This is a genomic window from Rhizobium sp. NPDC090275, assembly GCF_044772225.1.
Taxonomy (GTDB): Bacteria; Pseudomonadota; Alphaproteobacteria; order Rhizobiales; family Rhizobiaceae; genus Rhizobium.
The window spans coordinates 615,599-637,810 of the sequence record NZ_JBIVYL010000001.1 but is presented as its reverse complement, the minus strand read 5'-3'; the positions used below and the strand labels follow the sequence as shown (position 1 = coordinate 637,810).

At 63.2% G+C, this 22,212-nt stretch carries 20 protein-coding genes; 11 read left to right on the top strand and 9 right to left on the bottom strand.

What is annotated here, in order from left to right:
* Positions 1-54: 54 nt before the first annotated feature.
* Complete coding sequence (locus ACIQUB_RS03025; RefSeq protein ID WP_113236928.1) at positions 55-2,550, top strand: UvrD-helicase domain-containing protein; 2,496 nt, start codon at positions 55-57, stop codon at positions 2,548-2,550.
* Between the two features lie 271 nt (positions 2,551-2,821).
* Here ACIQUB_RS03025 and ACIQUB_RS03020 read toward each other — a convergent pair whose 3' ends face one another.
* On the bottom strand, positions 2,822-3,169 hold the full coding sequence (locus tag ACIQUB_RS03020; protein WP_113236929.1) for a hypothetical protein: 348 nt from the start codon (positions 3,167-3,169) through the stop codon (positions 2,822-2,824).
* Between the two features lie 288 nt (positions 3,170-3,457).
* Here ACIQUB_RS03020 and ACIQUB_RS03015 point away from each other — a divergent pair, with 288 nt between their 5' ends.
* The 5 genes from ACIQUB_RS03015 (at position 3,458) to pncA (ending at position 10,493) form a co-directional block, all read left to right on the top strand.
* Positions 3,458-4,294: a siderophore-interacting protein gene (locus ACIQUB_RS03015; RefSeq protein WP_113236930.1), complete on the top strand. Its 837-nt coding sequence runs from the start codon at positions 3,458-3,460 to the stop codon at positions 4,292-4,294.
* 625 nt (positions 4,295-4,919) lie between these two features.
* Positions 4,920-5,426 (top strand): hypothetical protein, encoded by a 507-nt coding sequence (locus ACIQUB_RS03010; RefSeq protein WP_402928648.1) that lies wholly within the window; start codon positions 4,920-4,922, stop codon positions 5,424-5,426.
* 261 nt (positions 5,427-5,687) lie between these two features.
* Entirely contained in the window at positions 5,688-7,328 is a 1,641-nt protein-coding gene (locus tag ACIQUB_RS03005) for a Na+/H+ antiporter (protein WP_113236931.1), read from the top strand.
* 1,133 nt (positions 7,329-8,461) lie between these two features.
* Positions 8,462-9,763 (top strand): sugar MFS transporter, encoded by a 1,302-nt coding sequence (locus ACIQUB_RS03000; protein WP_402928646.1) that lies wholly within the window; start codon positions 8,462-8,464, stop codon positions 9,761-9,763.
* A 103-nt stretch (positions 9,764-9,866) separates the two neighbouring features.
* Positions 9,867-10,493, top strand: a complete 627-nt coding sequence (pncA, locus tag ACIQUB_RS02995) for a bifunctional nicotinamidase/pyrazinamidase (protein WP_113239109.1) — start codon at positions 9,867-9,869, stop codon at positions 10,491-10,493.
* On the opposite strand, the gene ACIQUB_RS02990 is transcribed toward pncA, so the two are convergent.
* The gene (locus ACIQUB_RS02990) at positions 10,490-10,738 is read right to left on the bottom strand and encodes a DUF2164 domain-containing protein (protein ID WP_047505768.1); all 249 of its coding nucleotides are present in this window, start codon (positions 10,736-10,738) and stop codon (positions 10,490-10,492) included. The two genes, pncA and ACIQUB_RS02990, sit on opposite strands and share 4 nt — an antisense overlap.
* Positions 10,739-10,871: 133 nt before the next feature.
* Between ACIQUB_RS02990 and ACIQUB_RS02985 the strand changes: the two genes are divergently transcribed.
* Together ACIQUB_RS02985 and ACIQUB_RS02980 are read left to right on the top strand one after the other, a co-directional pair.
* Positions 10,872-11,588 (top strand): AzlC family ABC transporter permease, encoded by a 717-nt coding sequence (locus ACIQUB_RS02985; RefSeq protein WP_113239108.1) that lies wholly within the window; start codon positions 10,872-10,874, stop codon positions 11,586-11,588.
* Position 11,589: 1 nt separating this feature from the next.
* Positions 11,590-11,898, top strand: coding sequence for an AzlD family protein (locus tag ACIQUB_RS02980; RefSeq protein WP_018897593.1), 309 nt, complete (start codon positions 11,590-11,592; stop codon positions 11,896-11,898).
* Between the two features lie 44 nt (positions 11,899-11,942).
* Here the strand turns inward: ACIQUB_RS02980 and ACIQUB_RS02975 are convergent, their stop codons facing one another.
* Entirely contained in the window at positions 11,943-13,778 is a 1,836-nt protein-coding gene (locus ACIQUB_RS02975) for an aminopeptidase P family protein (RefSeq protein ID WP_113239107.1), read from the bottom strand.
* Positions 13,779-14,063: 285 nt separating this feature from the next.
* On the opposite strand from ACIQUB_RS02975, the gene ACIQUB_RS02970 reads away from it, so the two are divergent.
* Positions 14,064-14,213: a hypothetical protein gene (locus tag ACIQUB_RS02970; protein WP_018897591.1), complete on the top strand. Its 150-nt coding sequence runs from the start codon at positions 14,064-14,066 to the stop codon at positions 14,211-14,213.
* A 236-nt stretch (positions 14,214-14,449) separates the two neighbouring features.
* On the opposite strand, the gene ACIQUB_RS02965 is transcribed toward ACIQUB_RS02970, so the two are convergent.
* Genes ACIQUB_RS02965 through ACIQUB_RS02955 form a run of 3 tightly spaced genes read right to left on the bottom strand, consistent with a single transcriptional unit; the run spans position 14,450 to position 17,075 of the window.
* Complete coding sequence (locus ACIQUB_RS02965) at positions 14,450-15,328, bottom strand: 50S ribosomal protein L11 methyltransferase (protein WP_113239106.1); 879 nt, start codon at positions 15,326-15,328, stop codon at positions 14,450-14,452.
* Between the two features lie 15 nt (positions 15,329-15,343).
* On the bottom strand, positions 15,344-16,468 hold the full coding sequence (locus ACIQUB_RS02960) for an NAD(P)/FAD-dependent oxidoreductase (protein ID WP_113239105.1): 1,125 nt from the start codon (positions 16,466-16,468) through the stop codon (positions 15,344-15,346).
* Between the two features lie 4 nt (positions 16,469-16,472).
* Entirely contained in the window at positions 16,473-17,075 is a 603-nt protein-coding gene (locus tag ACIQUB_RS02955) for an SCO family protein (protein ID WP_113239104.1), read from the bottom strand.
* Positions 17,076-17,389: 314 nt separating this feature from the next.
* On the opposite strand from ACIQUB_RS02955, the gene ACIQUB_RS02950 reads away from it, so the two are divergent.
* Together ACIQUB_RS02950 and ACIQUB_RS02945 are read left to right on the top strand one after the other, a co-directional pair.
* Positions 17,390-19,354, top strand: a complete 1,965-nt coding sequence (locus ACIQUB_RS02950) for a methyl-accepting chemotaxis protein (protein WP_402928642.1) — start codon at positions 17,390-17,392, stop codon at positions 19,352-19,354.
* Between the two features lie 2 nt (positions 19,355-19,356).
* Positions 19,357-19,827 carry a chemotaxis protein CheW gene (locus ACIQUB_RS02945; RefSeq protein WP_037110830.1) on the top strand — a complete coding sequence of 157 codons (471 nt, stop codon included), beginning with the start codon at positions 19,357-19,359 and terminating at the stop codon, positions 19,825-19,827.
* 85 nt (positions 19,828-19,912) lie between these two features.
* Here the strand turns inward: ACIQUB_RS02945 and ACIQUB_RS02940 are convergent, their stop codons facing one another.
* The 3 genes from ACIQUB_RS02940 to ACIQUB_RS02930 all read right to left on the bottom strand — a co-directional run bounded on the left by ACIQUB_RS02940 (position 19,913) and on the right by ACIQUB_RS02930 (position 22,122).
* Positions 19,913-20,782, bottom strand: coding sequence for an aldose 1-epimerase family protein (locus tag ACIQUB_RS02940; protein WP_113239113.1), 870 nt, complete (start codon positions 20,780-20,782; stop codon positions 19,913-19,915).
* A 107-nt stretch (positions 20,783-20,889) separates the two neighbouring features.
* Complete coding sequence (locus tag ACIQUB_RS02935; RefSeq protein WP_113239103.1) at positions 20,890-21,384, bottom strand: CreA family protein; 495 nt, start codon at positions 21,382-21,384, stop codon at positions 20,890-20,892.
* 147 nt (positions 21,385-21,531) lie between these two features.
* Entirely contained in the window at positions 21,532-22,122 is a 591-nt protein-coding gene (locus tag ACIQUB_RS02930) for a 3'-5' exonuclease (protein ID WP_047505782.1), read from the bottom strand.
* Positions 22,123-22,212 lie beyond the last annotated feature (90 nt).

Here is a 22,212-nt window from a genome sequence, read left to right as displayed (position 1 = left end):
GAAACCAGAACATCTTTTCTGGTCTTTCCGATCCGAATCACTACATTACGCGCCATGAGCAACAGTTTCGACGATATGCCCTTCTTCGACGAGGAGCCGGGCGAAGCGCCGCGCAAGCAGCAGGCCCCCGCAGCTCCCGCACGAGGAGCGCCCGTTTCGGCTCCGGCATCGGGAGGTCTCGCCGCCCGTGCCATGGCCGCTCGTGGCGGTGCTCGAGAGCGGCCGGATTATCTCGATGGCCTCAATCCCGAGCAGACCGAAGCCGTCGAAACGCTGGAAGGCCCGGTCCTCGTGCTCGCCGGCGCCGGCACCGGCAAGACGCGCGTGCTGACCACGCGCATCGCCCATATCCTGAATACCAACCGCGCCTTCCCCTCGCAGATCCTGGCCGTCACCTTCACCAACAAGGCCGCCCGCGAGATGAAGGAGCGTATCGCCCATCTGGTCGGCGGCGCGGTCGAGGGCATGCCCTGGCTCGGCACCTTCCACTCGATCGGCGTCAAGCTGCTCCGCCGCCACGCCGAGCTCGTCAACCTGCGCTCCGATTTCACCATTCTCGACACCGACGACGTCGTGCGCCTCGTCAAGCAGCTGATCCAGGCCGAGGGCCTCGACGACAAGCGCTGGCCGGCCAAGCAGTTCGCCGGGATGATCGACACCTGGAAGAACAAGGGCCTCGGCCCCGCCGACATTCCTGAGGGCGACGCGCGCGCCTTCGCCAACGGCAAGGGTCGCGAACTCTACTTCGCCTACCAGCAGCGCCTCTCGACGCTGAACGCCTGCGATTTCGGCGACCTCCTGATGCATCCGATCGCGATCTTCCGGAAGACGCCCGATCTGCTCAAGGAATACCACCAGCGCTTCCGCTATATCCTGGTCGACGAATATCAGGACACCAACACCGCGCAGTATATGTGGCTGCGCCTGCTCGCCCAGCGCCCCAAGGGCGAGCCGCAGAATGTCTGCTGCGTCGGCGACGACGACCAGTCGATCTATGGCTGGCGCGGCGCCGAAGTGGACAACATCCTGCGCTTCGAGAAGGATTTCCCCGGCGCCAAGGTGATCAAGCTCGAGCGCAACTACCGCTCGACCGCCCATATCCTGGGTGCTGCAGCGCACTTGATCACCCACAATGAAGGCCGCCTCGGCAAGACGCTGTTCACCGACCGCCGCGACCCCGATGATATCAAGGTGCAGGTCCACGCCTCCTGGGATTCGGAGGAAGAAGCCCGCGCCATCGGCGACGAGATCGAGCAGCTGCAGCGCAATCAGCACAAGCTGAACGACATCGCCATCCTCGTGCGCGCCTCCTTCCAGATGCGCGAGTTCGAAGATCGCTTCGTCACGCTCGGCCTCAACTACCGCGTCATCGGCGGCCCGCGCTTCTACGAGCGCCTCGAAATCCGCGATGCCATGGCCTATTTCCGCCTGGTCGCCCAGCCAGCCGACGATCTCGCCTTCGAGCGCATCATCAACACCCCCAAGCGCGGCCTCGGCGACACGACCGTGCGCGCGCTGCACGATTATGCCCGTGCCCGCGACATCCCGATGCTGGCGGCAGCCGCCGACATGATCGAGACGGACGAGCTGAAGCCGAAGGCGCGCAAGGCGCTGTTCGACGTGATTCAATCTTTCCGCAGATGGCAGGAAAGGCTTGAAAACACATCACATACCGAGCTTGCCGAGCAGATCCTCGAAGAGTCCGGCTATACCGACATGTGGAAGGCCGACAAGACCGCCGACGCCCCCGCCCGCCTCGACAACCTGAAGGAACTCATCCGCTCGATGGAGAGCTTCGAGTCCATGCGCGGGTTCCTCGAGCATGTCTCGCTGGTCATGGACGCCGAGCAGAACGAGAACCTCGACGCCGTGTCGATCATGACGCTGCACTCGGCCAAGGGCCTGGAATTCGAGACCGTCTTCCTGCCCGGCTGGGAAGAAGGCCTCTTCCCGCACCAGCGCTCGCTCGACGAGACCGGCCGCGCTGGGCTGGAGGAAGAACGTCGCCTCGCCTATGTGGGGCTGACCCGCGCCAAGCGCCGCTGCCACATCTGGTTCGTCTCCAACCGCCGTATCCACGGCCTGTGGCAATCGACCATCCCCTCGCGCTTCCTCGACGAACTGCCGGACACCCATGTCGAGGTCGCCGAAGTCGAGCAGAGCTACGGCGGTTACGGCCGCGGCGGCTATGGCCAGTCGCGCTTCGACAAGGCAGAGCCCTTCGCCAACAGCTATTCCACCCCCGGCTGGAAACGCGCACAGCAAAACAGCAACGACGCCACCCGCGACAACTGGGGCTCCCGCTCCGGCCACTCGGTCGAGCGCATCGGCTACGGCGAAAGCGGCCCGAAGACCCGCACCATCGACGGCGAACTCGTCGCCAAGTCGACAGCCACCCAGCCCTCGAAATTCACCGTCGGCGACCGCGTCTTCCACATGAAGTTCGGCAACGGCAACATCAAGATGATCGAGGGCAACAAGCTGACGATCGACTTCGACAAGGCCGGCGAGAAGCGGGTGCTGGACGGGTTTGTCGAGGCGGTCGGGTAGAGAAGACGCGGCGGCCCAAAGCCGCCGTCACCCTTTCGTGACTTCGCATATAACCCCACCTCCCGCATACTCCCGGCGCCCGCACCATAGTCACGGGCCTAAATAGGAGGATGCCATGAAACGCTACTCTCTATCCCTGATCGCAATGTCCCTTGCACTGGCCATCGTCGGCAACCCGGCGATCGCGCTCGCTTGCAACAAGATCGTCGGGACGTGATCAGCTGAATGAATAGGGTGAGCGGGTGAAAGCTCGCTCATCATCTTCATCCCCTCACCCCAAGATCGGCATCGACCCCAGCCCCAATATATCGTTGAGCAGCGCCAGCCCAATCCCCACAGCCACGATCGTAAGCCCGATGAGAAACAGCCGTCGCGAACGGTCGTATTTGGCGGCGATCAGCGAATCCCGCGCGAGGAGATCGGCGAAGACTTTCACCTGAAGCGCGATGCCGACGATGAGCAGCAGCATCGGCGCGATGTCGATCGGGCTCCAGTCGTTCGGGTTGGAGACCCATCGGCTGATGAAGGTGAGGCAGAAGCCGAGGATGATGCCGGCGGCGGTCAGCGAGCCGTTGCGGAAGGTGGCGTCGATCTTTTCTTCCGGATCCGGCTCGGGCATGGCTCTGGCTTTCGGTTGAACGGCTGATCGAAGCAAGGCAGAAATCGCGCGAAACGGCAAGAGCGGCCGAAGATTACAAAAGCTTCACTAAAATATCATGTTTTAATCTTGCCAGCCCTCTCGGCCCCGGCTAGGTAAGACACACATCTGCCGCATCAGCTCCTTGAGAGCGGCGCCGCACGTAAGCGTTAACGTCAACCAACGCGCTGATCGAACCCGAAGCCGGGGTGCGAGCGGCGCGGCGTGCCTGCGTCCTGAGCGTCCCGGTCCTTGAAGAAGGAACCAAAGATGACGGCCAACACCACGCCATCCGCCACCGAAAAGCGCCACCTGATCGAACGCGTCCGACATGAACTGAAGCGCCGCGTGCTCACCGTCCGCCGCGTCGAACACGTCACGCCGCAAATGCTGCGCGTCACGCTCGAGGGGCCCGATCTCGAAGGCTTCGTCAGCCTCGGCCATGACGACCACGTCAAGATCCTCGTGCCCCGCCCCGGCGAGGAACCGGCGTTTCCGGAGATGGGCCCCGAGCGCAAGCTGCTGATCGACCCGGAAAACCGCCCGTCGCTGCGCGACTACACGCCCCGCCGCTATGATCCCGTGGCCGGGGAACTCGACATCGACTTCGCGCTGCACGAAGCAGGCCCCGCCACCGATTGGGCGCTAAACGCCAAGCCCGGCGACAAGCTCGGCCTCGGCGGCCCACGCGGCTCCTTCGTCGTCTCCACCGATTTCGACTGGTACCTGCTGGTTGGCGACGAGACCGCCCTGCCCGCCATCGGCCGCCGGCTCGAGGAACTCCCTGAAGGTGCCAAGGCGATCGTCATCGCCGAAGTCGCCGGCCCCGAGGAGGAGCAGCCCTTCGCCAGCAAGGCCGACCTCTCCGTTACCTGGCTGCATCGCGGCGCACAGCCGGCGGGCACCACGGACGATCTCGAACAGGTGCTGCGCGATATCATGTTGCCCGAAGGCGACGGCTATGTCTGGATCGCTTGCGAAACCGTCCTCGCCAAGCGCCTGCGTGTCGTCATGGTCGAGGAGCGAGGCCATCCCAAGCCCTGGATCAAGGCCGCCGGCTACTGGAAGCGCGGCCAGGCCGATTTCCACGAGACGCACGGGGATTGAGGCGCGGCGCGATGCCGTCCCCTCGGCCCTCGGCCGGAATGGATACGGGTAAGGCGGCGCTGCCGGTGTTTGCGGGCGTCGCGTCAGAGCCGCACCGTTGCATTCTCGGCGACGTGCTTAGATCCTCGGCACCTTGGCCGAGGATGACGTCGCGAATGGGGTTTTCGCTGCGGAAACAAGCGGTTGATGGCTGTCACCCGATGTCTGGCTGCACCGTCACTCCACTCTCGGCGTCATACTCGGGCTCGTCCCGAGTATCTGCTAACCGCGCCACTTGCTCGACGGGAATGGACACGAGGAAAGACAGCGCTGCGGGTGTTCGCAGGCACCAAGTCAAAGCCGCACCGTTGCACTCTCGGCGACGTGCTTAGATCCTCGGGACAAGCCCGAGGATGACGCCGCCTGTGGGGTTTTCGCTGCTGAAACAATCGGTTGCCGGGTGCCCCAGCCCCGAATCGCCTCACACATAGAGTAAACGAAATCTTAATCCCGCCCACCGACCTCGGTCAATCGGCTGAAATTCATCACAACATTCCCCTTTTGACGCCGCCGGCAAATCACCTTAGCCCGTCCCTGTTCGTCCATGAAGGACGGTTTTCACGATGGACTCGCAAAGGAGATTCAAGTGACCAGTGTTTCCTCCCTGGGCGGCAACGGCTCCCAGTATATTTCCAGCCTCGACAAGAACGGCGACGGCATCGTCTCCGCCGACGAGCTGGCCGCAGCCAACACCACCAGCAGCACGACCGCGACAACGACGACCAAGGCCTCGACGGCAAACAGCACCGCCGATAGCGCCAGCGTCACCCAGAAGATCGCAGCCGACATCCTCTCCCTGATGCTGCAGCTGCAGCAGTCGAGCGAAAGCGACGACGGGTCCAGCGACGATGGCAGCCTCTCCGGCAACAGCCCGAAGGGCATTCTGGCGCTGATGGACAGCAACAACGACGGCAAGCTTACGACCAGCGAAGTTCTCTCCGCCGATCCGTCGAAGATCGCCGAAAGTGCCGGCGCCGGCGACAACACCGCCGTCACGCAGATCCTCACCGACATGCAGACCGCGATCCGCGCCTACCAGACCACCTACGGCTCCTCGCTCGCCTCCGATACCGACAACACGCAGACTGCGTGATCGACCAGACTTCTGAACTACAAGACCGCCTGATTGGCGCGCAACACGGCTCCGCCGGGGGAGCCGAAACAGCCTGTCCTTGCGATACCGCCCGCCGTGTATGGGCAAGCGGATCCAGCCTCTTCAAGCACTTGACCCACAGTGCACGCGCCTATGGCGCAATGTCGCAGGTCGGGCGAACCAGTAGCCCCGCCGTTGCAACGACAGCCAAAAACCCGCAAAACCGAACTTCGACGGTAAGAACGAAGGACATGGCATTTCATGGAAAGCATCAGCGTTTCGTTGATCCTGCTGTTTGCAGTAGTCGTTAGCGGAACACTCACCAGGCTCTCCCCGATCCCGATCCCGCCGCCTCTCGTGCAGATCGCGCTCGGCGCCGTCATCGCCTCGGTGGCCGATCTCGGTGTCAGCCTCGATCCCGATCTCTTCTTCCTGCTCTTCCTGCCGCCGCTGCTCTTTCTCGATGGCTGGCGCATCCCCAAGGAAGGCCTGCTGCGCGACAAGGGCGTCATTCTCGAGCTGGCGCTCGGCCTCGTCATCTTCACCGTCCTCGGCGTCGGCCTGCTCATTCACGTGCTCATCCCCTCCATGCCGCTCGCCGTCGCCTTCGCGCTGGCCGCGATCCTCTCGCCGACGGACCCGATCGCGGTCTCCGCCATTGCCGCGCGCGTGCCGATCCCCAACCGTCTGATGCACATTCTCGAAGGGGAATCGCTGCTCAACGACGCGTCCGGCCTCGTCTGCATGCGCTTTGCGGTCGCAGCAGCACTCACCGGCACCTTCTCGCTGACCGACGCGGTCGGCACCTTCTTCTGGGTGGCTATCGGCGGCATTGTGATGGGCGTCGGCGTCACCTGGGCGGTCATGCAGCTGCAGCGCTTCCTCACCCGCCGGCTTGGCGAGGAGACCGGTTCGCAGATCCTCATCAGCCTGCTTCTGCCGTTTGCCGCCTACCTGATCGCCGAACACCTGGAATGCTCCGGCATCCTGGCGGCGGTCGCGGCCGGCATCACCATGAGCTTCGGCGAACAGAGCGGCCGCGCATCCGCCGTCACCCGCGTGCGCCGCACCGCCGTGTGGGATACGGTCCAATTCGCCATGAACGGCGTCATCTTCGTGCTGCTCGGCGAGCAGCTGCCGCAGATCGCCTCCAGCGCCATCAATATCGTCCGCGAAACCGGGCATTACGACCCGCTGTGGCTCATCGTCTACATCGTCGCGATCAATGTGGCGCTCGCCGCGCTGCGCTTCTCCTGGGTCTGGGTGTCGCTGCGCTTCACGCTCTATCGCGCCGCCCGCAGTGGCCACGAATTCACCCGCCCGAGCTGGCGCCTCGTTGCCGCCACCTCGCTTGCCGGCGCGCGCGGCGCCATCACGCTCGCCGGCGTTCTGACATTGCCGCTGACCATGGGCGACGGCTCCCCCTTCCCGGGCCGCGACCTGTCGATCTTCCTCGCGGCCGGCGTCATCATCGTCTCGCTCGTCGCCGCCAGCATCGGCCTGCCGTTCCTGCTGAAGAACCTGCATGTGCCGGCCGAGCCCTCCCACCAGCGCGAGGAAGACGAAGCCCGCATTCGCGGTGCCGAGGCCGCCATCAAGGCGATCGAACAGCTGCAGCACGACATGGGCGAAGGCCGCGCCGATGCCGACCTCTACGCCGACGCCGGCGCCCGCCTGATGGACATCTACCGCCAACGCATCGCCGGCCGCTCCAAGACCGGCGACGACGCCATGCTCGCCCGCCGCAGCGAAGAGATCGAACGCAAGCTCCGGCTGGCCGGCGTGAAGGCCGAACGCGCCGAGTTCTTCCGGCTGGCGAAGAACCGCAAGCTCTCGGAAGAGCTGATGAAGAAGCTGGTGCGTGAGGCGGATCTTGCGGAGGCGCGTTTTTCGGGGCCGTGAGGGCGAGCTTTGGGGCGATGCGCAGGTTTTGGTGCGCCCGTTGAGAGGTTTTGCCGTGTGATACCCCCCTCTGCCCTGCCGGGCATCTCCCCCACAAGGGGGGGGGAGATTGGCTGGGAGCGACCGCTCGCTTCAGCCTCATTGTTTGGCTGGAGAGCAAGCCACGAGTCGATCTCCCCCCTTGTGGGGGAGATGTCCGGCAGGACAGAGGGGGGTATGGCTCGGCGCTGACATCAGCGACATCGCCGTCGAACCCTCCCCATACCACGACCCCACCTCACGGGCATAACCACCCACCCCACAAAACAAATCCCTCAACCCGCTCAATACCCTACCCCCAACCCAACACTTTCCTCATCCCCACCCCGCGCCACCCCGCCATACTCCCCTCGTCACCGCACTGGGAGCCGGGTCGCGAACCGGAAACCCATACCGCTCGAAATCCGGTGTGTGGTGATGGTTGCCAAGGGGATTGGACGCCGTCAGGGCCGATGATCCACCGGCAAGACCGATCCGAGAGACGCTCCTGTCGGGTCGGGCGAACCGGAAACCGAGGTGATCGGGCAGGCGGACAGCCTGACACTTATACCACCGACACCAAACCGCCTGCCCTTCCCGTTTCATGACGCCGACCGTCGCGACGTTTTGCTTCGCGCGCGGTTTTGGCGTGCGTGGAGGGTGGGATGATGAGTGGCTTCGCACCCGGAATACCCCCCTCTGCCCTGCCGGGCATCTCCCCCACAGGTGGGGAGATTGGCTGGGCGCAGCCGCTCGCTCCACCCTCAATGTTTGGATGGAGAGCAAGCCACGAGTCGATCTCCCCCCTTGTGGGGGAGATGTCCGGCAGGACAGAGGGGGGTAACACACGGCACAACGTAGAAGCACCTCACGGCAAAACACCGCCCCCCAAAAAACACCCTTCCCCCACCCTTCATCTCGCAAATGCGAAACATTTTACTGCAAAGCACAACAAAACACTTTGAATACTATCGAAATCTGAGAATTGCGCATATATGACGCATCGTGGCTTGCTGCACGCTTCCTCCCAGAGCGCCCCGCCGAGCCACCGCCGGCCCGTTTTGAAAACGGCATTCAAAGGAAAATACCCGGCGTCCACAACAGGAGGTTCCAAAGTGGCCAGTATAACAACAAACAATGCTGCGAAGACGTCGGCGTCGTCGTCCCCGGCAGCCAACTATCAATTCGCGCTCATCGCGCTGACATCGCTGTTCTTCATGTGGGGTTTCATCACCTGCCTGAACGACATTCTCGTTCCGCATCTGAAGAACGTCTTTCAGCTAAACTACACGCAGTCGATGCTCATTCAGCTGTGCTTCTTCGGCGCCTATTTCATCGCCTCGCTGCCATCGGGCGCGATCGTCAAGCGTATCGGCTATAAGTGGGGCATCGTGCTCGGCCTGATCGTCGCCGCCATCGGCTGCGCGCTCTTCGTTCCTGCCGCCAGCTATCGAGTCTACGGCCTGTTCCTCGGCGCGCTCTTCGTGCTGGCATGCGGCGTGACGCTGCTGCAGGTCGCAGCCAACCCATACGTCACCGTTCTCGGCCCGCCGGATACCGCTGCCAGCCGCCTGACCATGACCCAGGCCTTCAACGCGCTCGGCACGACGGTTGCGCCGATCTTCGGTGCCTTCCTGATCCTGTCGGCAGCGACAGCTGCCGTTTCCGGCGCCACGCCCGAACAGCTCGAAGCGATCAGGATCGCCGAAGCCGGCGCCGTGAAGTTCCCCTACATGCTGCTTGCAGCCGCCTTCCTGGTGCTCGCCGCCGTTTTCGCGGCCCTCAAGCTGCCGCAGGTCGAAGGTGATGAGGAGATCGAACCGATCGTCGGCGGTGGTTCTGCCTGGCAGTTCCGCCACCTCGTCCTCGGCGCCATCGGCATCTTCGTCTATGTCGGCGCCGAAGTCAGCATCGGCAGCTTCCTCGTCAACTTCATGAGCCAGCCCGACATCGCCGGCTTCTCGGAAGCCGACGCCGCCCATTACGTCTCCTATTTCTGGGGTGGCGCGATGGTCGGTCGCTTCATCGGCGCGGTCGCCATGCGCTATGTCGACGACGGCAAGGCGCTGGCCTTCAACGCGGCCGCCGTCATCATCCTGCTGCTCGTCACCGTGTTCACGACCGGTCACACCGCAATGTGGGCGATCCTCGCGGTTGGCCTGTTCAACTCGATCATGTTCCCGACGATCTTCTCGCTCGGTCTTTACGGCCTCGGCAAGTTCACCAGCCAGGGCTCCGGCATCCTGTGCCTGGCGATCGTCGGCGGCGCGCTCCTGCCTGTCCTCCAGGGCGTTCTTGCCGACACCATCGGCATCCACCTCGCCTTCCTGATGCCGATCGTGTGCTACGCATATATCGTCTTCTACGGCCTGAAGGGTCACCGCCCGGTATCGCACCAGATCGCGCGTCACGCCTGATCGATAAAATCGCGCCCCGCCGCACTGGCGGGGCGTTTCCACTCTTGCGCCATCACACACGTCTTGGCATGTTGCCGTGCAACAATAGGTGGAGAAACTGCCAATGAAGGCCTTGCTGCTGATCGACATCCAGAACGGGTTCTGCCCCGGCGGAAACCTCGCCGTTCCCGATGGCGACAAGGTGGTCCCGATCGCCAACCGGCTGATCGCAAGCGACCGATACGACCTGATCGTCGCCTCGCAGGATTGGCATCCGGAAGGCCACGGCAGCTTCGCCTCCTCTCATGAAGGCAAACAACCCTTCGAACTCCACGAGCTCTCAGGCAAGCCGCAAATGATGTGGCCGGACCATTGCATCCAGGGCACGAGGGATGCGGAGCTGCATCCCGAGCTCAGGGTGCCCGAGATCGATGTGATCTTCCAGAAGGGCGAGAAGCACCACGTCGACAGCTACTCCGCCTTCCGCGACAACGACCAGGACGCCATCACCGGCCTCGCCGACTATCTCAAGGAACAGGGTGTCACCGAGCTCGACCTCTGCGGCCTCGCGACCGATTACTGCGTCAAGTTCTCGGCCCTCGATGCGCTCGAAATGCTCCCCGGCGTCAAGGTGCGCTTCATCGAGGACGCCAGCCGTGGCATCACGCCGGAAGGCGTGGCCGACGCGATCAAGGAGATGCGCGAAAGCGGCATCGATATCGTCACCAGCGAGCAGCTGATCGAAAACTAATCGCCCGCCTCGCGCTGCAACTGATAGACATCATCAGAGAAGTCGTCGATGCGCCGCGCCAAAGCCGCCTGCGCGTCGTCGATGCCCTGGCGATAATAGGCGGCCCCCACCTCCTTGGCGAAGAAATCAAGCACCAGCTCGGCCTTCAACAGGCCGATCGGCTGGTCGAGCTCGCGGTCGAAGTGGTGCTGGATGCGCGCGATCAACGCCGCCTTCTCGTCCTTGGAAAATTCGATCGGCTTCATCGTCCCCTCATTGGCTTCACGGCTACTGCATTGGCACCGTTCAGCGAAATCGATCGGTCAATCAAGGAAATTCGCTTGCCGCCGTAGCCCTCGCCCCTTAGAGGGGTTCCAAATTCCAGGAGGATGATCGCCGATGTCACGCGCGAATTTTATCGACGGCCTGCGCGGCGGTTTCCCCATTGCGCTGGCCTCCGCCCCGTTTGGCGCGCTGTTCGGCGCATTGGCCGCCGATCACGGCATGTCGCTGTTCGAACTCACCTTCATGAGCGCCACCGTCTATGCCGGCGCCAGCCAGATGGTCGGCCTCGAGCTTTTCGGCCATGACGTCCAGGCATGGCTGATCGTCGCCTCCATCCTCGCCGTCAATTTCCGCCACGTGCTCTATTCCGCGGCGATCGCGCCTTACATCAAGCATTTCACCAAGCTGCAGAAGTTCTTCACCTTCTTCCTGCTTGTCGATCCGCAGTTCGCCGAAACGGTGAAGCGCGGCGAAGCGGGCAAGCCGGTGACCTTCTCCTGGTATCTCGGCTTCGGCCTGGTCATCTATGTTCCGTGGACGCTGGTCAGCCTGCTCGGCGGCACGCTTGGCCGCTATATCGGCGATCCGAAGTCGATCGGGCTGGATATCCTGCTGCCGGCCTATTTCCTTGGCATCGTTCTCGATTTCCGCCACCGCGACAACTTCATTCCGGTGGCCGCCGTCAGCGCCGTCGCCTCGGTCGTCGCCTATCACTATGTCGGCTCGCCCTGGCATGTGAGCCTGGGCGCTGCCGCCGGCATCCTGCTTGCCGCTTTGTTCCCGCCGCCGCCGACGGCGCAGGAACTCGAATCCGATCTGCACGAGGTGTGACGTGACCTTCGATCCCCACATGTTGCTGATCATCCTGGCGGCCGCCGTCGCAACCTATGCGACGCGCATCGGCGGCTATATCCTGATCACCACGATGAAGCGCATTCCGCCGCGCATGGAAGCGGCCCTTGCAGCCGTGCCGGCAGCGGTGCTGACTACGCTCGTCGCCCCCGCCTTCTTCACCGGCGGCTGGGAGACCAAGCTGGCGCTGGTCGTCGCCCTGCTCGTCGGCCTGCGCGTCTCGCACACATGGATGCTGGTCGCCGCCTGGGCAGTCGTCATGGCCTGGCGCCACACGATCGGCGGCTGACGCGGCGACCGATCACGGTCGCCGCCCCACAGTTTCAATAGTTCTCAATATTCCAGCGGCAGCGTCGCATTCTCCAGCCACGCCTTGACCTCGTGGTCATGGATCAGCGGCATCAGCGCCTCACGCGTCTTCACGTGATAGTCGTTGAACCAGTGCAGCTCGTCATGGGTGAGCAGCTCCGGAATGACGAGGCTGCGGTCGATCGGGCAGAAGGTCAGCGTCTCGAAGCTCAGCACCGGCATGTCGCCGCCCTCCACGGGCTCGGCATCGCGCACATAGATCAGGTTCTCGATGCGGATCCCGAACGCGCCCGGCCGGTAGTAACCGGGCTCGTTGGAAAGGATCATCCCCGGCAGAAGCTCCTGCGTCGACATCCTGGAGATCCGCTGCGGCCCCTCGTGAACCGAGAGATAGGAACCGACGCCGTGACCCGTACCATGGCCGAAATCGGCCCCTGCCCGCCACAGCGCGATGCGCGCCAGCGGATCGAGATCGCAGCCGCGCGTCCCCTTCGGGAACCGCGCCGTGCTGATCTGGATCATTCCCTTCAGCACCAGCGTGAAGAACCGCTTCTGCTCTTCCGAAACCGTGCCGACGCCCACCGTGCGGGTGATATCGGTGGTGCCGTTGATGTATTGCGCGCCGGAATCGATCAGGAACAGCTCGCCCGCCTCAAGCTTGCGGTTGCTCTCGGTCGTCACCCGGTAGTGCATGATCGCCGCGTGCGGTCCGGCACCGGAGATCGTGTCGAAGGAGATGTCCTTCAGCGGGTTCTGCATGCTCTGCCCGACCTTGGCACGCGCCGCCTCGAGCTTCTCGGCGACTTCGATCTCGGTCACCGTGCCGGGCTTGGTCTGCGCCAGCCAGCACAGGAACTCGACCATCGCCGCGCCATCCTGCAGATGCGCCGCCGCCGACCCGTTGATCTCGACGCTGTTCTTGACAGCCCGCGGCAGCTTCGCCGGATCGTTGCCCTCGACCACGACACCACCCGCCGCGCGGATGATGCTGGCAAGCCCGTAGGAGGTGAGATCAGGATCGACGAGCACCCGGCCACCATCCTTGGAGACCGCCGAAAGCGTCTCCTCGAGTGCCGATGGCGGCAGCTGCACGCACATCTGCGCCAGATAGGCCTCTTGCTCGATCCCGGTCTTGCGCTTGTCGAGAAACAGGTCGGCCTTGCCATCGGCATAGATGATGGCGCGCGCCAAAGGATGCGGCGTGTGCGGCACGTCGGCGCCGCGAATGTTGAAGATCCAGGCAACCGACGACGGATCGGCGATCAGAACAGCCTTGATATCCTTGGCCTTCAGATCAGCCGCGATCTTGGCGATCTTCTCATCGGCGAGAATACCCGCCTGCGCCACATTCTGGATGGCAACGGCGCCCAGCGGCTCCTGCGGCCGGTCGGCCCAGAGCCTGTCGAGCGGATTGTGCGGAAGGATGACCAGCGAACCGCCGATCGCGTCCAGCGCCTTTTCCAGCCGCTTGACCTCGGCGCCGGAATGCAGCCACGGATCGATCCCGAGGCGAAGCCCCCTGGCGCCGTGATTGCCGAGCCACAGATGCGGCGGCTCGTTGACGAGATCGCCGCCGGTAAACACCGAACCGTCCACCTGCTCGGCAAGCTGCGTCACATAGCGACCGTCGACGAACACGATCGCCTCAGAGCGCGTCACCAGCGCCATGCCGGCCGAGCCGGTAAAGCCCGTCAGCCACGCCAGCCGCTCCGAACATGCCGGCACATATTCGCCGTTGAACTCGTCCGCCCTGGGGACAAGAAAGGCGTCGATCGCAAGATCGTCGAAACTTGCACGCAGCGCAGAGGTGCGATCGCGGCCGAATTGTGGCGTGGAGGTGACTTCGAAAGACTGGTACATGCTCAAAAACCTGATGTTTGGTCCGACATTCAACACGAATCCGGCAGGCGGAATGCCGCTATGTTATCGGAAAATCACGCGAACGGGAGAAAAACCGCGTCTCGCCGATGATCGAAAGCCGCGTAATATTTGGGCGGAAATGAGGCGCAATTCACCGGCTTGGCACGCTTTATGCATTGGCTGCATGGCTCCCATGAGACAAACCCTCTGCCTCGATTTTTTCAATCGGTTATAAGGCGCTCATCGAATGGTTCAAAGTGAACCGGAAACAAAAGGAATTTTGAAATGACTGCCTCTCTGTCGCGCTCCGCTTACAGCAGCCCGGTACAGGCTGGCGAGCGCCAGACTGTCCGTCATATCATCGGCGCTCGTCGCCCGCTGAACGAAGGCCCCCGCACCATTCTCGCTGGCGCCGCAAGAAGCTACGCATTCTGAGCAACTCGCCGCTCCGCTCTCCTCCTCCCTCACCGGAACGGCGATCAGAATAAGTAGACGTCTGCTTGAGCACTCCTCCTCATCAAGCTCGCAGACATGATCGGGAAACCGGTCGCAAGGCGGTGCCATTGGCGCCGCCTTTTCTTTTTGTCGCGATGTGACGCGATTGAAATGCAAAAGCCCCAAGGCCATCAGGCGCTCGGGGCTTTTTCTTGAATACGGACTGGATTCAGACCTTACGGCCGGTCGAGATGGATCGTCACCCAGCCATTGCGCCAGATTGTGCGCACATGCCTCAGATGCGCGCCATTATAGGCCGCCAGCACCTTCCAACGCTGCGATGCCAGAATGCCCGACAGGATCACCGATCCGCCCGGCGCCAGATGCGTGACGAGCTGCGGCGCCATCTTGATCAGCGGCCGCGCCAGGATGTTGGCGATGATGAGATCGAACGGACCATGGTTCGAAAACGCCGTCGAATGGAACCCCGGCGCCGTTTCCGTGACGATACCAGAGGCGATGCCGTTGCGGCGCACGTTCTCGGCCGCGACACGGGTGGCGATCGGATCGATGTCGGTGGCGAGAACCAGAATGTTCTTCAACTTGCGCACCGCGATCGCCAGAACGCCGCTGCCCGTGCCGAGATCGAGCGCATTGCGGACCCGGCGCGAGCGCACCACGCGGTCGATGACCTCAAGGCAGCCCGCCGTCGTGCCGTGATGGCCGGTGCCGAAGGCCTGGCCGGCATCGATCTCGATGGCGATATCGCCGGAGCGCACCTTGTCGCGGTCGTGCGAACCATGCACCAGGAAGCGCCCTGCCCGGACCGGCTTCAACCCCTCGAGCGATTTCGCCACCCAGTCGACATCGGGAATGACCTCGCGCTCGACGGTCATCTCGGGGAACGCTTCTGAAAGCGCCGCCTCGACGCGGACGCGAACGTCATCCTCGTCGACCTGCATCATGTAGACGGAGGCTTCCCAGATGTCCTTCTTCTCGTCGATTTCGGTGGTGGCGATGGCGAAGTCTTCTTCGCCGAACACCTCGGACAAAAGGTCGAGCACTTCCCCGGCCAGCACTTCTGTCGTCGTCACATAGAGGCGGATTTCACTCAAGGTCGGTCTTTCCCGTTACAACGCGCCGTCGATCCACGGCGGCGGCGGCGTGTCGTAGCCCGCAACGCCGGTCAGCAATCTTCGTTGGAATGCAGGTAGTCTAAAAAGCACCGGCACCGCAAGGTTCCGGATCGAAATAGCCAGTCGATTGCGCATCGCAATCAGCCTCGTCAGCTGCCGCGTCTGCTTCAGCACCGTCTTCACCGCCGGCAGCCGCAGCCGGCTGTACTCGGCCTCGCGCCCCTCGGAGATCAGATAGGCGAGCCAGCAGGCATCCTCGATCCCGAGATTCATCCCCCGCGCGCCGGCCGGCGAATGGATATGCGCGGCATCGCCGGCCAGGAACACATTGCCCTTGGCCATCTCTTCGACATGGCGGAAGTGAATGCGAAACTCCGAGGCCCAGAGGCGCTCCGCCACCGGCCCGGGATGGACGATCTTCTGCTCGAAATCCGGCAGCGTCGAAATGAACCGCAGCACATCGCGCTCGACCGGGATCCGGCCGATCATCCCGGGATCGACCAGCTGCATCTCGATGAAATGCGGGTCGATTTCCTTTTTGTAGCGAAAGTCGGCGAGATAGAAGCTGCTCTCCAGCGCCTCGCCCGGAAAGCCGATGCCGACAGCCTTGCGCACCACCGAATGCGCACCATCGGCCCCGATGACGATATCGAACGTGGCCGTCTCGACCGTCCCGTCAGGCTTGCGCAGCGTGACCACGGGCTTGGCATCCCCGGACACCTTCTCGATCGCCGTCTGCCATTCGGGATCGACCTCGTAATCATCGAGCTTGCTCAGGAGCAGGCGTTCGGTGTGTCCCTGCGCCAGCGCGTAAATGGCGCTGAAGCGTCCCGGCAGCTTCGTCGTGTCCACCGTCGCCAGGCGACGCCCTTCGGAGGTCGCGCGAAACTGCGCGATCTGCTGCGCCTCCTGCAGGATGGCATCCGTCACCCGTGACGGACCGAGCAGCGTCAGTGTCCGCGCATTGACGCCGAGAGCCCTGCTTTCGGCAAGCGGAACGGGACCGACGTCGTTGTCGACGACACGCGGGCGAAAGCCGCGTCGGGCGAGCTCGAGGGCAGCGGTAAGACCGGTCGTGCCGGCGCCTGCAATCAGAATGCTGCGATGCCCCGGCGCCATGATCTCATCCCTTGTTGGCGAGGTTCTCCAGCTTTTTTACCGCCGTATCGGGATTTTCGCCATAGGCGATCGTGCCGGAGAAACGCCCCTTGGAATCGAGCAGGAACACCGAGGCCGTATGGTCCATCGTGTAGTCGCCCTTGGGGTTGTTTTCGTCGACCGGCACCTTCTTGGCGTAGACGCGGTAACCCTTGATCACCTCGGCCACCTTGTCCGGCGCGCCCGAAATGCCGACGATCCGCTTGGAGACGTTCGACACATACTGGTTCATCACCTCGGGCGTATCGCGCTCCGGATCGACGCTGACGAAATAGGCATGCAGCTTGTCGCCATTGGGATCGACCTGCTTCAGCCAGCCATCCAGTTCGAACAGCGTCGTCGGGCAGACCTCGGGGCAATGGGTGAAACCGAAGAACACCGCCGACGGCTTGCCGCGAAACGCCTGCTCGGTGATCGGCTTGCCATCCTGCGCCACAAGCGTGAACGGCACGCCGAACGGACCGTCGGAGGCCACTTCCTTGGTCTGCGTCACGTTCAAGGTCAGCCATCCCAGAATGCCGGCCATCAGGAACACGGCAACCCAGACGGCGATACGCACTGTTTTCATCGATAATTTCCTCGCCCGGGAAAGCAATCCCGTCCCCTTGCCTGATATCGCGTCGCCGGCAGCCGCGCAATTCAACAAGTCGTTTTTCGGGCCGTGATGAATTGCCTCACCCAATCCGGAGCGCAATCGCGGACCCGCTATTTCCATGCGCGGTATCGTTAGCAAATACTTAAAAAATCATTGGTATATTTAGCCCCGGATAGGACGCTCGCCGTTCGACTGACATGATGTCCGGCTGGAGCTTGATCCCGCATATCCGCTTGCTGGCGAATGAGAACATGACCGCGCTCATCGCGGAGGGGACAAGTCTTCACATGACAGACATGACAGTGCGTAAGAGCCTTTCCGTCAGCCAGAGGCTCGGAACGCTCGCCGGCGCGGCATTGGTCGGCTTCGGCGCGATGATGGGCATCGGATGGTATGAAAACATCACGGTGCGCAAGGCGCTCGATCGGGCCAACGAAATCCAGGCAAGCGTCGACTACATCAACGAGATGCGCACCGCCAACCTGACCCTCATTCTGGCGGCGATGGACACCATCGTCGATCGCGACAGCAAGCTGGTCACGGCGGAACGCCTGAAGCTGATGAACGATTCGATCGCCCAGCTCTCGAGCGGTTCCAGCCAGATGCGCCTGCTCGCCGACGAAATGAACGCCGCCGCTCTCGTCTCGAACTATGACGGCGATGTCGCCGCCCTCAAGCAGAGCATTCTCGGCGACCTCAAGAATGCCGTCGAAACCGGTGCTCCGGCAGCCGCCTTCGACCAGCTGGACGACGCCATCGACAGCGGCGGCGACAAGCTGACCACGACGCTGGACAAGCTCGCCATCGACGGCGGCGCCATCGCCAAGAAACGCATCGAACAGGCAAACGCGATCTCCGAGGATGCCGTCTACATCCAGATCGGCCTCGGCATCATCGCCATGCTATGCATGGCCGGCCTCCAATACGTCCATGGCGGCTCGATCCGCCGCGGCATCGAGAGCGTTCGCGCCAGCATGCAGAGGATCACCAATGGCGATCTCGACAGCCCCGTGCCCGCCACCCAACGTGGCGACGAGATCGGCGACATGGCCCGCGCCGCAGAGGGCTTTCGCCAGGCGGCGATCGACAAGCGCGCGCTCGAACAGCGCAGCGAAAGCGAACGCCGGCAATCGGACGCCGAGCGCCGCAGCCGCGACGCCGCCAAGCTCGCCGACACCGAAGCGCTCAACACCGCCGTCACAGCACTCGGCCAGGGCCTGAAGCGCCTTGCCGCCGGCGATGTGACCGCGACGATCGTAAACGCCTTCAAGCCGGAGCTGGAGGGCCTGCGCGCCGACTTCAACCAGACCACCGCGACGCTGCGCCAGACAATGACCGAGATCACCCGCAACGGCACCTCGATCCAGGCCAACGGCCGGCAGATGCGCTCGGCCGCAGACGACCTCGCCAAGCGCACCGAGCAGCAGGCAGCCTCGCTGGAGCAGACATCGGCCGCGCTCGACCAGATCACCACCACGGTGCGCAACGCCACCAACCGTGCCGAGAGCGTCGGTCAGATGGTCGCCCACACCCGTGAGAACACCGCCAAGTCCGATATCGTCGTCAACGACGCCATGGCGGCGATGGAACGCATCGAGACCGCCTCGCGCGAGATCGGGCAGATCATCAACGTCATCGACGAGATCGCTTTCCAGACCAACCTGCTCGCGCTGAACGCAGGCGTCGAGGCGGCGCGCGCCGGCGAGGCCGGCAAGGGATTCGCGGTCGTGGCCCAGGAAGTGCGTGAACTGGCCGTGCGCGCCGCCAACGCCGCTAAGGACATCAAGACGCTGATCGGCAAATCCGGCGCCGAAGTGAAGACCGGCGGCGAGCTGGTGACGGCCGCGGGACAGGCTTTGCGCGAAATCGGCGAAGATGTTTCGCGGATCGACGAACATGTTAAATCAATCGTAACCTCTGCACGCGAACAATCGGTAGGACTGAACGAGATCAATACAGCCATCAGCCAGATGGACCAGGTCACGCAGAAAAACGCGGCCATGGTGGAAGAGACGAACGCGGCAAGCCATACGCTTGCCACCGACGCCGACCACCTGATTCAGCTGATCGGCACGTTCAATATCGGCGAGGGCATGAATGCCCGTCACACGCCGCGGGAAGCATCAGCAGCCTCGCATCCGAAATCATCTCCCGCCCGAGCCCTCATCGGCAAGGTCGCGGGCGCATTCAGCGGCGGCAGCGCCGCACGAGCCATGGCCGCTCCGGCCGGAGACAACTGGGAAGAATTTTGATCATGAATAGCACTGTCATCAACCAGACCGGTTCTCATTTGGAGATCGTGTCCTTCCATCTCGGCGAGCAGGAATTCTGCATCGACATCATGGCGATCCGCGAAATCCGCGGCTGGGCGCCGGTCACCCCGATGCCGCACACCCCGCCCTACGTTCTCGGCCTGATCAACCTGCGCGGCGCTGTCATCCCCGTCATCGACATGGCCTGCCGCCTCGGCATGAAGATGACCGAGCCTTCCGAGCGCTCGGCGATCATCGTCACCGATATCGCAGGCAAGCTGGTCGGTCTGCTGGTCGAGCAGGTCTCCGACATGATGACCATCAAGAGCGAAGACCTGCAGCCGGCACCGGAAATCATTCCGGAAGAACAGCGCGCCTTCTGCCGTGGCATCGTGGCCCTGGAAAAGACCATGGTCTGCTTCCTCAACCTCGACACCGTCATCGCCGACGAACTGGCCCGCGAAGCCGCGTAAGCCGGATTGAACGCTTCAATGCAAAACAGCCCGCGACGGCATCCGTCGCGGGCTGTTTTCGTTTCAATCGACAACTCGCCTAGGCCTAGCCCGAGATCTCGACCGAGAAGGCAAAGCGCGCGGTCTTGCCCGCGTCAAGCGTCTGGCTGTAGGGCCGCTCGGCAAGCGCCTTGGAGCCGCCATTCTCGGCCGCCATGCCATGCCAGGGCTCGATGCAGATGAAGGGTGCGCCGGGCTTCTGCCAGAGCGCCAGATTGGGCAGGTTCTCGAAGCTGAAATGCAGCGTCGGTCCGCCCTCGGCGCTATACCGCAACCCCTCGCCGGCTCCCTCGGGAAAGACCATCGCGTCCTCATCGAACATCCTGTGATCGAGCACCAGCCGCCCTTGCCTGAACGGCGACGGATGCTTGGCGAACGACAGAAGCCCGCCGGACAGGCGGATGAGCGCCGGCTCGGCCGCATTGTCGAGCGTGATCACATGATCGCTCCCTTGGGCACCCGGCAGCGGCCAGACGAAGGCGGAGTGAAAGCCGAGCCCGAACGGCATCGGCCGCTGGTCGCGATTGCTCACCTCGGCCGCCACCGTCAGCGTGCGTCCTTCGAGGCTGTGCTCTACCGCAAGCACGAAATCGAACGGATAGACCGCCTTGGTGGCCTCCGACGCCGCAAGTTCGTAGCGGCACATCGTATCGCTGGACGCGGCAAGCGCGAACTCGGCGCGGCGGGCAAAGCCGTGCTGGTTCATCGGATAGCTCTTGCCCTCGATCTCGACCGCATCGTCAGGCGCCTTGCCGACGATCGGGAAGAGAATCGGCGACCGCCCGCTCCAGAAGGCCGCATCGCCGTTCCATAGCAGCGAACGCCCATCGCTGGTATCGAGCGCCTGCATCTCGGCACCCAGCGACGACACGTCGACGCTCAGAAACTCGTTCGCTATCCTGTAGTTACAAGCCATCATCGGTCCTCTTCCATGTGATCTCCGGCGCGGACCTTATCCGCGCCGCATGACGATTGCCATATCGCACGAGACGACAAGAGCAGGCTTCACCGAAAGTTGCGCGCCTATCGCGGCTTGCCGTTCTTCCAAGTCACCGTCTGCCCGTAGAGCGACACGGTGGAGATCGCCATCTTCGCCGATCCGTTGGTAAGCTCGCGCGAATGCGCCAGATAGATCAGCGTGTCGTTCTGCTTGTCGTAGATGCGGGTGACGACGAGCTTCTTCCAGACCAGCGAGATGCCCGACTTGAACACCTCGTCCCCGCCCTTCGACAGGTCGATGTCACCGATCTCGATCGGCCCGGTCTGGTGGCAGGAAATGGCGCTGTTCGAAGGATCCTCGAACCAGTTGCCGTTCTTGACGCGATCGATGACGCTGCGGTCGAAATAGCTGACATGGCAGGTGACGCCCTTCACCTCAGGATCGGCCACCGCATCGACGAGGATATCATTACCGATCCAGTCGACCCCCACCTTGCCGACGACATCGGCGTACGCGGCACCTGCGGACATACCAGCCAGAACGGCTGCGGAGAGGACGAGATTGCGAAGTCTGGACATGGCGTTATTCCCTCAGCGGCGCTTCAATGTTGCGCAAGCTAAGATAGGCGGAGCCTGCCGCATGGCAAGAAACCCCATGCCCATGAATTGAGCCCCCGAAACGAGACGCGCCCCGCCGGCTTCACCGCCAGCAGGACGCCAAGACCGCTAGCCCTTGCGGCAGGTGCAGGGCTCATAGCCACGAGACGTCAGCCGCCCGGGCTTCATGCCGATAAACTCCGGGATCGCATGCACCGCAGCAGCCCCCACATGCCGCGCCATGGCAATCGCCGCCTGCGCGCAGACGGCGGCATCCTCGGCGGCATTGTGGTGGACGAAACGCAGCCCGAGATGCTCGGCCAGAATATTCAGCCGATGCGACAAAAAATGCGGCCAGATCCGCTGCGACATCTTCAGGCTGCAGAGATAGGTGAGCTCGGGATAGGCCTGCCGGTAACCATCGAGACAGGCGCGCCAGACGCTGAAATCGAAGGAGGCATTATGCGCGATCATCGTCGCCCCCCTGAAGTCATCGATGAACTCGTCCATCACTTCGGGAAACTCCGGCGCATCCTCGACATGTTCAGGCCGGATGCCGTGGATGGCGATGTTCATGCCCGAAAACCGCATCTCCCGCGGCCGTATCAACCGCTCCTCCACCCTGGTCACCACCCCATCCTCGATCCAGGCAAGCCCGACCGAACAGGCACTGCCGCGCTGCTCGTTGGCGGTTTCGAAATCGATGGCGATGGTTTTCAAGGGGTGGGTCCGATTCTCTGGTATCTCCCAGACATACCGGCAGCCGGCCGGCGAGGCAAATGACGGTGGCTATTCGCCCACAGCGTCCCG

What these genes read in the sequence shown, in the direction of transcription:
- ACIQUB_RS02945 (WP_037110830.1), top strand. Translation starts at nt 19,357, where the DNA reads ATGAATAGCACTGTCATCAACCAGACCGGTTCTCATTTGGAGATCGTG.
- ACIQUB_RS02985 (WP_113239108.1), top strand. Translation starts at nt 10,872, where the DNA reads ATGTCACGCGCGAATTTTATCGACGGCCTGCGCGGCGGTTTCCCCATT.
- pncA (WP_113239109.1), top strand. Translation starts at nt 9,867, where the DNA reads ATGAAGGCCTTGCTGCTGATCGACATCCAGAACGGGTTCTGCCCCGGC.
- ACIQUB_RS02990 (WP_047505768.1), bottom strand. Translation starts at nt 10,738, where the DNA reads ATGAAGCCGATCGAATTTTCCAAGGACGAGAAGGCGGCGTTGATCGCG.
- ACIQUB_RS03025 (WP_113236928.1), top strand. Translation starts at nt 55, where the DNA reads ATGAGCAACAGTTTCGACGATATGCCCTTCTTCGACGAGGAGCCGGGC.
- ACIQUB_RS03005 (WP_113236931.1), top strand. Translation starts at nt 5,688, where the DNA reads ATGGAAAGCATCAGCGTTTCGTTGATCCTGCTGTTTGCAGTAGTCGTT.
- ACIQUB_RS03020 (WP_113236929.1), bottom strand. Translation starts at nt 3,169, where the DNA reads ATGCCCGAGCCGGATCCGGAAGAAAAGATCGACGCCACCTTCCGCAAC.
- ACIQUB_RS02940 (WP_113239113.1), bottom strand. Translation starts at nt 20,782, where the DNA reads ATGGCTTGTAACTACAGGATAGCGAACGAGTTTCTGAGCGTCGACGTG.
- ACIQUB_RS02950 (WP_402928642.1), top strand. Translation starts at nt 17,390, where the DNA reads ATGACAGACATGACAGTGCGTAAGAGCCTTTCCGTCAGCCAGAGGCTC.
- ACIQUB_RS02955 (WP_113239104.1), bottom strand. Translation starts at nt 17,075, where the DNA reads ATGAAAACAGTGCGTATCGCCGTCTGGGTTGCCGTGTTCCTGATGGCC.
- ACIQUB_RS03015 (WP_113236930.1), top strand. Translation starts at nt 3,458, where the DNA reads ATGACGGCCAACACCACGCCATCCGCCACCGAAAAGCGCCACCTGATC.
- ACIQUB_RS02935 (WP_113239103.1), bottom strand. Translation starts at nt 21,384, where the DNA reads ATGTCCAGACTTCGCAATCTCGTCCTCTCCGCAGCCGTTCTGGCTGGT.
- ACIQUB_RS02960 (WP_113239105.1), bottom strand. Translation starts at nt 16,468, where the DNA reads ATGGCGCCGGGGCATCGCAGCATTCTGATTGCAGGCGCCGGCACGACC.
- ACIQUB_RS02970 (WP_018897591.1), top strand. Translation starts at nt 14,064, where the DNA reads ATGACTGCCTCTCTGTCGCGCTCCGCTTACAGCAGCCCGGTACAGGCT.
- ACIQUB_RS02975 (WP_113239107.1), bottom strand. Translation starts at nt 13,778, where the DNA reads ATGTACCAGTCTTTCGAAGTCACCTCCACGCCACAATTCGGCCGCGAT.